The sequence below is a fragment of the Azospirillum sp. FG154 genome (assembly GCF_057809575.1).
In genome coordinates this window covers 1-13,528 of the sequence record NZ_JBMDKF010000035.1, presented here as the reverse complement: position 1 = coordinate 13,528, position 13,528 = coordinate 1, and the positions used below count along the sequence as shown (strand labels likewise).

Annotated in this window: 13 protein-coding genes; 7 read left to right on the top strand and 6 right to left on the bottom strand. The window is 67.4% G+C overall.

What is annotated here, in order from left to right:
* Positions 1-25: 25 nt before the first annotated feature.
* Positions 26-1,537: an MFS transporter gene (locus tag ACODS4_RS25760; RefSeq protein ID WP_488868523.1), complete on the top strand. Its 1,512-nt coding sequence runs from the start codon at positions 26-28 to the stop codon at positions 1,535-1,537.
* A gap of 38 nt (positions 1,538-1,575) precedes the next feature.
* On the opposite strand, the gene ACODS4_RS25755 is transcribed toward ACODS4_RS25760, so the two are convergent.
* Positions 1,576-2,298 carry a hypothetical protein gene (locus ACODS4_RS25755; RefSeq protein WP_488868522.1) on the bottom strand — a complete coding sequence of 241 codons (723 nt, stop codon included), beginning with the start codon at positions 2,296-2,298 and terminating at the stop codon, positions 1,576-1,578.
* Between the two features lie 79 nt (positions 2,299-2,377).
* Entirely contained in the window at positions 2,378-3,622 is a 1,245-nt protein-coding gene (gene serA, locus ACODS4_RS25750; RefSeq protein ID WP_488868521.1) for a phosphoglycerate dehydrogenase, read from the bottom strand.
* Between the two features lie 443 nt (positions 3,623-4,065).
* On the opposite strand from serA, the gene ruvX reads away from it, so the two are divergent.
* Entirely contained in the window at positions 4,066-4,611 is a 546-nt protein-coding gene (gene ruvX / locus ACODS4_RS25745; RefSeq protein WP_119830761.1) for a Holliday junction resolvase RuvX, read from the top strand.
* Positions 4,612-4,630: 19 nt separating this feature from the next.
* Here ruvX and ACODS4_RS25740 read toward each other — a convergent pair whose 3' ends face one another.
* The 4 genes from ACODS4_RS25740 to ACODS4_RS25725 form a co-directional block, all read right to left on the bottom strand.
* Positions 4,631-5,479, bottom strand: a complete 849-nt coding sequence (locus ACODS4_RS25740) for an FTR1 family iron permease (RefSeq protein ID WP_488868520.1) — start codon at positions 5,477-5,479, stop codon at positions 4,631-4,633.
* Positions 5,480-5,557: 78 nt separating this feature from the next.
* The gene (locus ACODS4_RS25735; protein WP_488868519.1) at positions 5,558-5,893 is read right to left on the bottom strand and encodes a cupredoxin domain-containing protein; all 336 of its coding nucleotides are present in this window, start codon (positions 5,891-5,893) and stop codon (positions 5,558-5,560) included.
* A gap of 225 nt (positions 5,894-6,118) precedes the next feature.
* The gene (locus tag ACODS4_RS25730; protein ID WP_488868518.1) at positions 6,119-6,541 is read right to left on the bottom strand and encodes a GFA family protein; all 423 of its coding nucleotides are present in this window, start codon (positions 6,539-6,541) and stop codon (positions 6,119-6,121) included.
* A gap of 5 nt (positions 6,542-6,546) precedes the next feature.
* A complete protein-coding gene (locus ACODS4_RS25725; protein ID WP_488868517.1) occupies positions 6,547-6,798 on the bottom strand; it encodes a DUF1127 domain-containing protein in 252 nt (83 codons plus the stop codon).
* Positions 6,799-6,974: 176 nt separating this feature from the next.
* On the opposite strand from ACODS4_RS25725, the gene ACODS4_RS25720 reads away from it, so the two are divergent.
* From ACODS4_RS25720 to ACODS4_RS25700, 5 genes are all read left to right on the top strand, one after another.
* On the top strand, positions 6,975-7,865 hold the full coding sequence (locus tag ACODS4_RS25720) for a transcriptional regulator GcvA (RefSeq protein WP_488868516.1): 891 nt from the start codon (positions 6,975-6,977) through the stop codon (positions 7,863-7,865).
* An 86-nt stretch (positions 7,866-7,951) separates the two neighbouring features.
* A complete protein-coding gene (locus ACODS4_RS25715; protein WP_488868515.1) occupies positions 7,952-8,929 on the top strand; it encodes an aspartate carbamoyltransferase catalytic subunit in 978 nt (325 codons plus the stop codon).
* Positions 8,926-10,212 (top strand): dihydroorotase, encoded by a 1,287-nt coding sequence (locus tag ACODS4_RS25710; protein WP_488868514.1) that lies wholly within the window; start codon positions 8,926-8,928, stop codon positions 10,210-10,212. The genes ACODS4_RS25715 and ACODS4_RS25710 overlap by 4 nt, the downstream gene beginning before the upstream one ends.
* Positions 10,209-10,838, top strand: a complete 630-nt coding sequence (gene plsY / locus ACODS4_RS25705; protein ID WP_488868513.1) for a glycerol-3-phosphate 1-O-acyltransferase PlsY — start codon at positions 10,209-10,211, stop codon at positions 10,836-10,838. The genes ACODS4_RS25710 and plsY overlap by 4 nt, the downstream gene beginning before the upstream one ends.
* 108 nt (positions 10,839-10,946) lie before the next feature.
* On the top strand, positions 10,947-13,424 hold the full coding sequence (locus ACODS4_RS25700; protein WP_488868512.1) for a ligase-associated DNA damage response DEXH box helicase: 2,478 nt from the start codon (positions 10,947-10,949) through the stop codon (positions 13,422-13,424).
* The last annotated feature ends 104 nt before the right edge of the window (positions 13,425-13,528 follow it).

Sequence of the window (13,528 nt, the reverse complement as noted above, 5' to 3'; positions counted from 1 at the left end):
GTGAACGCCCCACAAGGAGTGTATCGTGCATCCGCAGCCGAACCGATGGCTGGTTCTCGCCACCGTCATTCTCGCTTTTATTCCAATCGTCATCGACATGACGATTCTGCACATCGCCGTCCCCTCGCTGACCGCCGCGCTTGGCGCGTCCGGAACCGAGGCGCTTTGGATCATCGACATCTATTCGCTGATGATGGCCGGGCTTCTGGTGCCGATGGGCACGCTGGCCGACCGAGTCGGCCATCGCCCGATGATGCTGATCGGGCTGTCCGCCTTCACCATCGCCTCGGTGATGGCCGCCTTCTCGCCCGCGCCTCTGCTTCTCATCGCCGCCCGCGCCCTGATGGCGGTCGGCGGGTCGATGATTATGCCTTCGATTTTGGCGTTGATCCGCCAGAGCTTCGAGGATGAACGGGAGCGCGCCTTGGGCCTCGGCGTCTGGAGCGCCGTCGCGTCGGTCGGCGCGGCTTTGGGTCCACTCGCCGGGGGCGCCCTGCTGGAGCATTTCTGGTGGGGGTCGGTTTTCCTCATCAACCTGCCGGTCATGCTGGTGGTCCTGCCGACCGCCTGGTTCGTCCTGCCGCGTCAGCCGTCCAAACCGCTGGGGCCTTGGAACATCCAACAGGCGTTGATCCTCATCGTCGGCTTGATCGCCACCGCCTACGCGATCAAGTCGGGCTTCATGCCGACCGGGGAAGGAGTCTTTGGGACGCTGACGCTGGTTCTCGGCGTCGCCATGCTCGTGTGGTTCGCCCGGATTCAGCGGGCGTCCACCACGCCGATGCTGGATCTGTCGCTGTTCGCCGCGCCCGTCTTCAGCGTCGGCCTGCTGATGGCCTTCGTCGCGTCCGGCGCGATGGCGGGCTTTGAGCTGGTCCTGGCGCAGGAGCTTCAATATGTCTTCGGCAAGACGCCGCTGGAAGCGGGGCTGTTCCTGCTGCCGCTCGCCGCCGCGTCCGCCGCCGTCAGCCCGTTTTCCGGGATGCTCACCGAACGTTTCGGCCTGCGCGCGGTCGCGACGGCCAGCATGGGCGCGGCGGCGGCGTCCTTCTTCCTGCTTGGGCGCGTGAGCGTCGACGCCTCCCCCCTCGTCGCCGCAGCCTTGCTTGGCCTGCTTGGAACGGCGTTGGGCTGCGGTCTTCTGGCCTCGTCCGTCGCCATCATGAGCAGCGCGCCCACCGACAAGGCGGGCGCCGCCGGTTCCCTTGAGGCGACCGGCTATGAACTCGGCGCTGGGCTTGGAATCACCTTTTTCGGAGTGTTGCTGGGGGCCGCCTATCATTCCCATTTCAGCGGCGCGATGGGAGTCCTTGGCGCCGTTCCAGCGACAGCGGCGAACTCGATCAACGACGCCATGACCGCCGCTCAATCCATCGGCGGCGCGGAGGGGGACGCCATCGTCGCGACAGCGACGCGCGCCTTTTCCAGCGCCCACCAAACAGTCCTCGGCGCCGCCGCCTTGCTCCTCGGTCTCCTGACAATCCTGGTGTTTTGCGCGCTGCGCCATGCGCCACGCCCGCCAGATCCGCAGGGGTGAGTGAGCGCAGGATCGTTGATGCCAGGCGTGGTCCCGCGTCAGCCCTGCCGCCGCGTCGGCGGTTTGGGCAGATAGTCGCGGACCTCGCCGCCGCAGGATTTTGACACCCGCTCATACTCTTCGGCGGTGTCCACCAGGGCCTGCCGCCGGTCGCGCTCCCGACCAAACTCCTGCATCGTCGCCCGCATCGCCGAATCCAGGCGGCGGCGGAAAGCTTGCATGGCTTGGTTTTCGCTGCGCGCGCGCACCGGCGCCAACTGCGCCGCCACGTCGTCCAGACGGCGGCGGACCAGCGGGGCGAAGTCGCGCAACAGCGCCTCGTCCACCGCGACGTGCTTCATCTCATGCTCCAGCACTTCGCGGAAAATGCAGCTCGCCGGGGGCAATTCGCGGGCGACGTGAACCACCCGCTGCTGAAAGCCGAAGGACACGGTCAGCGTTTTGGGCGAGGCGCAAAAACTGCCGTCGCCCATCGGTTGGAACAGGGCGCTGACCTGGGATTGCTCGCCATAGCGGGCTTGCGTCAGCCCCAACACATGGCCGCGCGCCGACCCCGCCGGTCCGGGCGCCCGCCCCGGCTGCCGGGCGAGTTGCGCGATGGACAGGCCGTCGTCGCGTTGGATCGGGGCCAGCGCGATGTCCAGGGACAGAGTCGCCCGCGCCATCGGCGGGCAGGCGGCGGTCTGCGCCCCGGCGGGGGGCGCGAAGCCCGCCGCCGCGACGTGACACACGACAATCAAGGCGAGCCGATGGGCGATCATGCGACCAATGTCGCCGCGACGCCGCCCACCGGCAAGACCCCTTTCAACAAAAGCCCTCAGCAAATGCCTCAGGCCAAAATCAACGCTTGCCCGGAAACAGGAAGCGCGCCTTCAGCGTGCCGTCGATGGCGCGCAGATCGTTCGTGACCTCCAACTCGTCCACCTCGCCATCGACATCGACGACGACATAGCCCAGTTCGGGATCGGTTTGCAGGAACTGCGCGGCGATGTTCAGATCGCGGCCCGAAAACACCTCGTTCACCTTGCGCAGCATGCCCGGACGGTTTTCGTGGACGTGCAGGAAGCGCGTGCAGCCCGCCTGAACCGGCAAGGCCACCTGCGGGAAATTGACCGCCCCGACGGTGGATCCGTTGTCCGAATACTCGATCAGCTTCTGCGCCACCTCGGTGCCGATGTTGGCCTGCGCCTCCACCGTCGAGCCGCCGATGTGCGGGGTGAGGATGGCGGTTTTGATGCCGCGCAGCGCGCTTTCAAACACCTCGTTGTCGGCCCCCGGCTCCTTGGGGAAGACGTCGATGGCGGCGCCCAGCACATGGCCCGATTCCATCGCGGCGGCCAGCGCCGGAATGTCCACGACCTGCCCGCGCGCGGCGTTGATGAGATGGCTGCGCTTCTTCATCGCCGCCAGTTCCGCCGCGCCGATCATGTTGCGGGTCTGCGGGGTGTCCGGCACATGCAGGGTGACGACGTCGGAAACCGACAGCAGTTCCTCCAGCGTCTCGCAGGGGCGCGCGTTGCCCAGAGCCAGCTTGCGGACCACGTCGTAATAACGGACCTGCATGCCCATGGCTTCGGCCAGGATCGACACCTGGGTGCCGATGTGGCCATAGCCGATGATGCCCAGCGTCTTGCCGCGAATCTCGTAGGAATCCTTGGCCGACTTCATCCAGCCGCCGTCATGGACCAGCGCCGACTTCTCGAAGATGCCGCGCATCAGCATGATGATCTCGCCGATCACCAGCTCGGCCACCGACCGGGTGTTGGAATAGGGGGCGTTGAAGACGGGAATGCCCAAACGGCGCGCCGCCTTCAGATCGACCTGGTTGGTGCCGATGCAGAAGCAGCCGACGGCCATCAGCTTGTTGGCCGCCTCCAGAACGCGCGCGGTCAGATGCGTGCGCGAGCGGATGCCGAGAATATGGACGGAGCCGATGCGCTCCAGCAATTCCTCTTCGTCCAGCGCGCGCGGCAGGCGCTCGACCGAGGCGTAACCGCCCCGCGCCAACTCGTCGATGGCGTTGTCGTGAACCCCTTCCAACAGAAGGATGTTGATCTTGTCCTTGGAGAGCGAGAGCTTGGTCACGGTCGGCATCCGTCTTGGTCAACGGCCCGTCCGCCGCGAAACACTCCGACGGCGGGCCACGGCAAAGCGAAGGCGCACCGTAACGCCAACAGCGGGCCTTGTCACCCAACCGATGCTGCGCCGCCGCAGCCGTTCACGCATGACGGCGTGGCGCAAAACGCGCGCCGCGCTGGCGACGGCCAGGGGGGGCGCATTGGGGGGCGCATTTGGCGATCATTGCCCTCTCCCGGAACGGGAGAGGGAGGGGACCCACAAAGTGGGGAGGGTGAGGGGTTGCCCAAGAGACCAAAACTGTATGGTTCCTTGGATCACCCCTCACCCTTCCCACCGCTTCGCGGCAGGCCCCTTCCCTCTCCCGGAACGGGAGAGGGAGAGTCCGATCACCGTGTGGCGGCGCCCGTGCGATCTTGCCGGGAGGCGTCCGGGATCTTATGGTCCGGGGCATGATTCACACACTCCCCGAACTCACCGCCCGGTTGGGCAGAGGCCAGCGTCTGCTTGGGCTGGATGTTGGCTCCAAGACCGTCGGGTTGGCCGTCGCCGATCCTGGATTGATCGTCGCCTCGCCCATCGGCGTTCTGATGCGGACAAAATTCACCCAGGACGCCCGCGAATTGGCCAAGACGATTCGCGATTACAGCGTCGGCGGGCTGGTCGTCGGCTTGCCGTTGAACATGGACGGCACCGAGGGGCCGCGCGTCGAATCCGTGCGCGCCTTCGCCAAGAATTTGGAAGAACGCGCCGACCTGCTGGGCTGGGACGCGCAGATCGCCTTTTGGGACGAGCGGCTGTCCACCTCGGCGGTGGAGCGCTTCATGATCGGCGAGGCCGACATGACCCGCAAAAGACGGGACGAGGTGGTGGACAAGATGGCCGCCGCCTACATCCTGCAAGGCGCGCTCGACATGCTGGCCAACCAGCGCCGTCAGGCTGAACGCGACGCCGAGGATGAAAATTCCGCCGAGGAATGGACCGACCGCGAGCGCTGAGGCCTTGCTCCGCCAGGCCTTACTCAGCCGGGTTGGCGACGCGGCGATCCGCCAGCGCGGGTTTGCCGCCGCCGCCCGCCAGACGGGTCAGCGCCAGAATCACCAGCACGGTGACGACGTAGGCCGCCAGTTGCGCCTCGGTCGGGCGGTCGGTGTAGCCGATCAGGACGTGCAGCGCCTGCCCCAGCACGCTCTTGTCGCGCAAAATCCCGGAGCTGTCCCACAGGATGGTCCCGCCGCTTTCCAGAACGCCCGCTTGCGACAGGAAGGACATGGCGGTCGCCGCCATGCCCGCCGCCAGCAGGGTCAACAGCCACGTCGTCACCCGGAACAGATGACGGGTCGGGATGCGCAGCAGACCGGCGTACATCAGGGCGGACATCAGCGCGCCCAATGCCACGCCGCCCAGACCGCCCGCCAGAACCGTCGTCAAACCGCCCTCTTCCGACGCCAGAATGCCGGTGAGGAACAGCACCACCTCGGCCCCCTCGCGCAGGACGGCGACGCCGATCACCACGGCCAGCGCGGCGAGCGATTGTTCGCCGTTCGACACAGCGCGGCCCACCGCCGCCATGTCGCGCGCCATCTCCCGCCCATGCTGGGCCATCCAGGCGTTGTGCCACGCCAGCATCGCGACGGCGACCAGCAGAACGCAGGCGTTGAACAGCTCCTGCCCGGTGTCGGCGAACAGGCCGCTGATCGCGTCGGCGAACCACGCCACCACGCAGGAGCCGACGATTCCGGCGCCAATGCCGATGGCGACCCAGCGCCCGCGACCGACCACGCCCTTTGTCGCCGCCATGACGATGCCGATGATGAGACCGGCCTCCAAAACCTCGCGGAAGACGATAATCAGGCTGGCGAGCATGGGGTTCTCCAATCCGACAAAGACAACGAAGCGCGGCTGTTCTTACGAGAAAACGCGATCAGACTCTGCGCTCTCAAATCATTCGGCGATGACGACGCCCTTGGCGGTGGCTTCGTGGAATTCGCCGAAGAAGGGGTATTTGCCGGGCTTCAATGGGCCGAACGCCACCTTGATTTGCTTGCGCCCGCCGACGATCTTTTCGACCTTCAACTCGGCGCTCTCGAACTCTTCCGACGTCGCGTCCTGGTTGTCGACCAGCAGAGTCACCCGCTTGTTGGCCGGGACTTTCACCTCGGCGGGATCAAATTTGTGATCCTTGATGACGATGGTGATCGGCGCGTCATCGGCCAGCGCGGGCGTCATCGGAGCCAGCAGAGCGGCGCACAGGGCGAGCGGAGCGATCAAAGAGCGCATCGGAAAATGACCTCAGAGCAAGGGAATGCGTGTGCGTCTGCAAATCATTCTCACCCATAGGCTCTTCGGTCAATCAAAAGCTTTTTGCTGCAAGCGCGCAACACCTGCGACCGAATCGCGCAGCTTCGGAAGCCAACCGCCAACACATTGATCGAACATAAAAAACGGGCCGGAAGAACTCCGGCCCGGTCGGCGTGGGGCGCTAAAAACAGTGATCCGTCCCAATCAGGGCGGTTCCGACGCGGTTCCGGGGAAACGCTCCAGCGCGTCGTCGATGACGTAATAATCACCCTGGTCGGCGACGAAGATGTGCCGCAGCGTGGCCAGCCCGGTCGGCGCGTCCAAACAGCCCGCCGTGACGTCCAGCAACGGGCTGTCGTCGCCCCTCCAGAACAGGGAGGAGCCGCAAGTCCCGCAAAAGCCGCGCTGCGCCTTGGCGGACGACCGAAACCAACGCAACGTTTCCTCCGCCTCGAACCGCACCGTTGGGCGAGGCACGCTGACGTAAGCGCCGACATGGCCATGGAAGCGGCGGCACTGCCCGCAATGGCAATTCACCACCCCCATTGGCCGTTCCGTCAGCCTGAACCGCACGCCGCCGCACAGGCAGCGCCCGGTCAGATCCTGCGGTTCCGCAAGCTCGTTCATCACGCTCAACCGCGCCAGAAGGGCTTTTCGGTTTCCTGTTCGGCGTCGGCGCGCGACAGGCCGATGTCCGCCAGCATGTGGTCGGGCATCCGTTCCAACGCCCAGCGCTGGCGGCGGCGCTCCGTCCATGTCGCCAGACCGTCGAACAGCGCGGCGACGAAGCCGCCGATCCTGCTGCCGACGTGGCTGGACGACGCGACGGCCTGCGGGGCCGCGACGCCGGACGTGTCGAAAGCGGAGTGGTTGGTCTGGCTCATGGTCGGTCTCCATCGGATCAAAGGGCGGTCGCTGGACCGAAGGGCCGGTCGGCAGCGCCACGCTGACTGTCTGTCGTGAGACCAACCATGAACCACCCGGTTCTTGCGGACAAACGACGCTTTCTCATAGACTGAATTAGGAAAGCTAATCCGATCACCCCCACATCTGGTTTCCGATGTCCCGCCGTCTTCCGCCGCTGAACGCGGTTCGCGCCTTTGACGCCGCCGCCCGTCATTTGTCTTTCACAAAAGCCGCCGACGAGCTGCACGTCACCCAGGCCGCCGTCAGCCACCAGATCAAGGCGCTGGAGGAATGGCTCGGATTACCTTTGTTTCGCCGAATGAACCGGGCGCTGGCCCTGACGGAGGCCGGGCAGAGCTACGTCCCGTCGGTGCGCGAGGCGCTCGACACGCTGTCCCAGGCGACCGAACGGCTGATCCGCAACGACAGCGCCGGGCCGCTGACCATTTCGGCGATGCCGAGCTTCGCGTCGAAATGGCTGGTGCCGCGCCTGATGCGCTTTCAAAAGCGTTACCCCGACATGGACGTCCGCGTGCAAAGCACGGTGCAGATCGTCGATTTCGCCCGGCAGGACGTTGATTTGGCGATTCGCTTCGGCAGCGGCCATTGGCCAGATTTGCAGGTCGAGCGGCTGTTGACCGAGGATATTTTCCCGGTGAGCCATCCGTCGCTGCTGAAAAACGCCAACCCGCTGACCTGCCCGGAGGATCTGCGCCACCACACCCTGCTGCACGATGACTACAGCATCTCGTGGGCGGTGTGGTGCCGGGCGGCGGGGATCGAGGGGGTGGACGTCGAACGCGGCCTGCGCTTCGACGATTCGTCCTTCACCCTGCAAGCGGCGATGAGCGGCCACGGCATCGCCCTGGCGCGCGGCGTTCTGGTGGCCGACGACATCGCCGCCGGGCGGCTGGTTCGCCTGTTCGACGTGCATCTTCCGGGCAGTCTGGCCTATTACGTCGCCGCCCCGCCGCATTATTTCACCCGCCCCAAGGTCAAGGCGTTCCGCGATTGGCTGTTCGAGGAGGCTGGGAAAACGCCCTGAGCCGATCCGCCCTGAGCCGATCCACGACGGCGCGGCCCGTTGCGGGCGCTTGCGGGCGTCCCGCCCCGCTCCTATAGTCCGCGCCCATGAGCGCGAACCCCATCTCCGAAGCGATCTTCCCGCACCGCCACCTTCTCGGCATCGAGGGGTTGCGGTCCGCCGAGATCACCCAGATCCTCGACCTCGCCGACGGCTATGTCGAGCAGAACCGGCGCCCCGTGAAGAAGTCCCATCTTCTCGACGGGCGGACGCTGGTGAACCTGTTCTTCGAGAACTCCACCCGCACCCGCACCAGCTTCGAGCTGGCCGGAAAGCGGCTGGGCGCCGACGTCATCAACATGTCGTCCGACGGCAGTTCGGTGAAAAAGGGCGAGACGCTGATCGACACGGCGATGACGCTCAACGCCATGCATCTCGACGCGCTGGTGGTCCGCCACGCCGAATCGGGCGCGGTGAAGCTGCTGGCCGACAAGGTCAATTGTTCGGTCATCAACGCGGGCGACGGCCACCACGAACACCCGACCCAGGCGCTGCTCGACGCGCTGGCCATCCGCCGCCGTCTGGGGCGGTTGGAGGGGCTGATCGTGGCGATCTGCGGCGACATCCTGCACAGCCGGGTGGCGCGCTCCAACATCCATCTGCTGAACGCCATGGGCGCGCGGGTGCGCTGCGTCGCGCCGCCGACCCTGCTGCCCTCGCAGATCGAACGGCTGGGGGTCGAGGTCCATCATTCGATGAAGACCGGGCTGAAGGACGCCGACGTCGTCATGATGCTGCGGCTTCAGACCGAACGGATGAGCGGCCAATATGTCCCCTCGACGCGGGAGTATTTTTACTTCTACGGCCTGGATTACGAAAAACTGGCGGTCGCCAAGCCCGACGCGGTCATCATGCACCCCGGCCCGATGAATCGCGGGGTGGAGATCGCTTCGGAGGTTGCCGACGACCTCAAGCGCTCCATGATCCTCGATCAGGTCGAACTGGGCGTCGCCGTCCGCATGGCCGTGCTCGACCTTCTCACCCGTGACCGCCGCAACGCCGATTGCCGGGAAGCCGCCCAATGAGCCGCGTCGCCTATCTGAACGCCCGCGTGATCGACCCGGCGACCGGCTTCGACCAGCGCGCCAATCTGCTGACCGACGGGGCCAGGATCGCCGATTTCGGCCCCGGCCTGTTCGCCGACGGCGTGCCCGACGGGATCCAGACCATCGACCTGACCGGCCAATGCCTGGCCCCCGGTCTGGTCGACATGCGCGTCCTGATCGGCGAGCCGGGCGACGAGGAAAAGGACACGATCAAGAGCGCGTCGCGCGCCGCCGCCGTCGGCGGCATCACCGCCATGGCCCTGCTGCCCAACACGGACCCGGTGCTGGACGAGGTCGCCGGGCTGGAGTTCGTCGCCCGCCGCGCGCGCGAAGCCAAGCTGGTCAAGGTCTTCGCCTACGGCTCCGCCACGCGCGGGACGGAGGGGAACGAGATCACCGAAATGGGCCTGCTGGCCCAAGCCGGGGCGGTCGCCTTCACCGACGGGACCAAGGCCATCGGCAGCGCCAAGACGATGCGCCGGGCGCTCAGCTACGCCAAGACCTTCGACAAGCTGATCGTCCAACACCCCGAAGAGCCGAGCCTGGGCGGCGGCATGATGAATTCGGGCGAGATCGCCACCCGGCTGGGGCTGGTCGGCATTCCGCGCGAGGCCGAGATCATCATGATCGAACGCGATTTGCGTCTGGTCGAGCTGACCGGAGGGCGGCTGCATTTCGCCCATGTCACCACCGGGGAATCGGTCGATCTGATCCGCCGGGCCAAGGAACGCGGCCTGCGCGTGACCTGCGACACCGCCCCGCATTATTTCGCCCTGACCGAGGTCGACGTCGGCGATTACCGCACCTTTGCCAAGGTGTCGCCGCCCCTGCGCGGCGAAATGGACCGCCGCGCAATCGTCGTCGGTCTGGCCGACGGGACCATCGACGCCATCGCGTCCGACCATGTCCCGCAGGACCAGGATCAAAAGCGCCTGCCCTTCGGGCAAGCCGCCTGCGGAATCAGCGGTCTGGAAACCCTGTTCCCGCTGACGCTGGAGCTGGTGCACAAGGGCGCGCTGACCCTGTCCCAGGCGCTGGCCTGCGTGACGGTGAAACCGGCGGACATTCTGGGCCTGCCGCTGGGCCGCATCGTCAAGGGCGGCCCCGCCGATCTGGTCGCCTTCGACCTTGACCAGCCGTGGCGAATCGACGTCAGCCGCTTCAAATCGAAGTCGAAGAACTCGCCCTTCGACAAGCGCCCGGTCCAGGGCCGCCCCCTGCGCACCATCGTCGATGGCCGCGCCGTCTGGTCGGAGGGTTGATCGCCGTGCTGATTCTGGTCGCCGCCGCCCTGCTGGGCTATCTGCTGGGGTCCATCCCCTTCGGTCTGGTGCTGACCCGTCTGGCCGGTCTGGGGGACATCCGCCAGATCGGATCGGGCAACATCGGGGCGACCAACGTCCTGCGCACCGGCAACAAACCGCTGGCGCTCGCCACCTTGCTGCTGGACAGCGGCAAGGGCGCGGTCGCCGCGCTGGTCGCTTTGGATCTGGCCGGTCGCGCCCTTGGACCGGACATGGCCATGACGGCGGCGGTTCTGGCGGCGGGCGGGGCGATGCTGGGCCACAGCTTTCCGGTGTGGCTGGGCTTCAAGGGCGGCAAGGGCGTCGCCACCGCCATCGGCGTGCTGCTGGCCGTCTGCTGGCCGGTCGGCCTGCTGGCCTGCCTGACCTGGCTGGCGACAGCCGGGCTGTTCCGCATCTCCTCCCTGTCGGCGCTGACCGCCATCGCGCTCAGCCCGCTGACGGGGTGGTGGTTCGGCGGGCCGCTGGTGGCGGGCCTGTGCCTGTTCATCGCAATCCTGGTCTTCATCCGCCACGAGGCGAACATCCGCCGCCTGCTGAAGGGCGAAGAGCCGAAGATCGGGGCGGGCAAAAAAGCGGCGTGATCGTCCGCCGCGCGGGTTGCGGCGACATTCGCCTTGTTTGGATGGAACCGCGTGGCCTTTGATGGACCGCCGCGTATCGCGGTGTCTCAAACGCCCGGTCCCCGCCCGATGGACTCCGTTGCCTCCCCCCTCATCCCGCCCAACGTCGCCGGATGGTTCCGTTCGCGCGGTTGGGCGCCGCATGACCACCAGCTCGCCATGGTCGCGGCGGCGGACGAGGGGGCGAGCGCGCTGCTGATCGCGCCCACCGGCGGCGGCAAGACGCTGGCGGGGTTCCTGCCCTCGCTGATCGAATTGGCGGAGCGGCCGCGCGACGGGCTGCACACGCTCTACATCTCGCCGCTGAAAGCGTTGGCGGTGGACGTCCAGCGCAATCTGGAAAGCCCCATCGCCGAAATGCGCCTGCCCATCCGGGCCGAAACGCGCACCGGCGACACGCCGGAGGCCAAGCGGCGGCGGCAACGCGCCCACCCGCCGCACATCCTGATGACGACGCCGGAAAGTCTGGCCCTGCTGCTGTCCTACAGCGACGGCGACCGGCTGTTTCATCCCTTGCGCTGCGTCATCGTCGATGAGTTGCACGCGCTGGCCGGGACCAAGCGCGGCGATCTGCTGGCGCTGGCGCTGGCGCGGTTGGGGCGGCTGGCTCCGGCGGCGCGGCGGGTCGGGCTGTCGGCGACGGTGGCCGACCCCGATCACCTGCTGGCGTGGCTGTCGCGCGGCGGGCGGAATGACGGGGACGTGAGGCTGGTGCTGGGCCGCAGCGGCGCCGCCCCCGCCATCGAGATTCTCGACAGCCGCGAACGGCTGCCCTGGGCCGGACACACCGCCCAACACGCCATGGCCGAACTCTATCAACGGATCCGCCAGCAACGCACGACGCTGGTGTTCGTCAACACCCGCGCGCAGGCCGAAATGGTCTTTCAGGCGCTGTGGAAGGTCAACGACGACACCCTGCCCATCGCCCTGCATCACGGATCGCTGGCGGTGGAGCAGCGGCGCAAGGTGGAGGCGGCGATGGCGCGGGGGGATCTGCGGGCGGTGGTCGCCACCTCCTCCCTTGATCTCGGCATTGATTGGGCGGCGGTCGATCTGGTGGTGCAGATCGGCGCGCCCAAGGGGTCGAGCCGCCTCATTCAGCGGATTGGCCGGGCCAACCACCGGCTGGACGAGCCAAGCCGCGCCCTGCTGGTCCCCGCCAACCGTTTCGAGGTGCTGGAATGCCGCGCCGCGCTGGACGCCGTGCGCGCGGGCGCGTTGGACGGCGAAACGCCCCGCCCCGGCGGCTTCGACGTGCTGGCCCAACACATGCTCGGCATGGCCTGCGCCGCGCCCTTCCACCCCGACGCGCTCTATGAGGAGGTGGTCTCCGCCGCCCCCTACGCCGACCTCAGCCGCGACGACTTCGACGATGTTCTGGATTTCGTGGCGACCGGCGGCTACGCGCTGGGCGCGTATGAGCGGTTCCAGCGTTTGCGCCGGGGCGAGGACGGGCGGATGGCGGCAAGCGGCCCGGCGGTCGCCCGGCTCTACCGGATGAATGTCGGGACCATCACGCAGGAGCCGCTGCTGCGCGTCCGCCTGAATCGCGGCCCTGTTCTGGGCGAGGTGGAGGAGTATTTCATTCAGGGGCTGACGCCGGGCGACACCTTCCTCTTCGCCGGGCAAGTGCTGAAATTCCTGGGCGTGCGCGAGATGGAGGCGCAGGTCGCCAAGGGCGGGACCGGCGACCCGAAGATCCCCGCCTACGCCGGGGGGCGGCTGCCGCTGACCACCCATCTGGCCGAGCGGGTGCGGGCCATTCTGGCCGATCCGGCGGGCTGGCGGGATCTGCCCGACGACGTGCGCGAGTGGCTGGAGCTTCAGCGCCTGCGCTCGGTCCTGCCCGCGCGCGACGGGCTGTTGGTGGAGCTGTTTCCGCGCAACGGCAAACGCTTCCTCGTCGCCTACGCCTTCGAGGGGCGCAACGCGCACCAGACGCTGGGGATGCTGCTGACCCGGCGGATGGAGCGGTTGGGGCTGGGGCCGCTGGGCTTCGTCGCCACCGATTACGTGCTGGCGGTGTGGTCGCTGCGCTCCCCCGACGATCTCGACGCGCTGTTCGATCAGGACATGCTGGGCGACGATCTGGAAGCCTGGATGGAGGAATCCTCGATGCTGCGGCGGACCTTCCGCAACGTGGCGCTGATCGCCGGGGTGATCGAACGCCGCCATCCCGGCCAGGAAAAAAGCGGGCGGCAAGTCACCGTCTCGTCCGACCTGATGTACGACGTGCTGCGCAAGCATGATCCGGGGCATGTGCTGCTGCGGGCGACGCGGGCCGACGCGGCGGGCGGGCTGACCGACATCCGGCGACTGGCCGATTTTCTGGCGCGGATTCGCGGGCGGATCGCCCGCAAGGATGTCGACCGGATTTCCCCGCTGGCCGTGCCGGTGATCCTGGAAATCGGGCGCGAGCGGATCGACGGCGACGCCACGGACGAACTGCTGGCCGCCGCCGCCGAACTGGTGGCGGAGGCGATGCCGGAACTGCGCCCGCCGCCCAAACGGGCCGAGCCTCCCGACCGACAGGGGCGGCTGTTGTGACGCCGCCCCCGCCAAGGCCCCCTCCCCCCATGCGGACGCATGGCTCCCTCCCTCCCCCGCTTCGCGGGCTACGGCATTCACACATCTTCGGTTTAGGCAACTCA

Excerpts from the sequence above, each read along its gene's own strand:
- ACODS4_RS25700 (WP_488868512.1), top strand. The coding sequence starts at position 10,947 with ATGGACTCCGTTGCCTCCCCCCTCATCCCGCCCAACGTCGCCGGATGG.
- ACODS4_RS25730 (WP_488868518.1), bottom strand. The coding sequence starts at position 6,541 with ATGAACGAGCTTGCGGAACCGCAGGATCTGACCGGGCGCTGCCTGTGC.
- ACODS4_RS25710 (WP_488868514.1), top strand. The coding sequence starts at position 8,926 with ATGAGCCGCGTCGCCTATCTGAACGCCCGCGTGATCGACCCGGCGACC.
- ACODS4_RS25725 (WP_488868517.1), bottom strand. The coding sequence starts at position 6,798 with ATGAGCCAGACCAACCACTCCGCTTTCGACACGTCCGGCGTCGCGGCC.
- ACODS4_RS25715 (WP_488868515.1), top strand. The coding sequence starts at position 7,952 with ATGAGCGCGAACCCCATCTCCGAAGCGATCTTCCCGCACCGCCACCTT.
- ACODS4_RS25735 (WP_488868519.1), bottom strand. The coding sequence starts at position 5,893 with ATGCGCTCTTTGATCGCTCCGCTCGCCCTGTGCGCCGCTCTGCTGGCT.
- ACODS4_RS25755 (WP_488868522.1), bottom strand. The coding sequence starts at position 2,298 with ATGATCGCCCATCGGCTCGCCTTGATTGTCGTGTGTCACGTCGCGGCG.
- ACODS4_RS25740 (WP_488868520.1), bottom strand. The coding sequence starts at position 5,479 with ATGCTCGCCAGCCTGATTATCGTCTTCCGCGAGGTTTTGGAGGCCGGT.
- ruvX (WP_119830761.1), top strand. The coding sequence starts at position 4,066 with ATGATTCACACACTCCCCGAACTCACCGCCCGGTTGGGCAGAGGCCAG.
- ACODS4_RS25720 (WP_488868516.1), top strand. The coding sequence starts at position 6,975 with ATGTCCCGCCGTCTTCCGCCGCTGAACGCGGTTCGCGCCTTTGACGCC.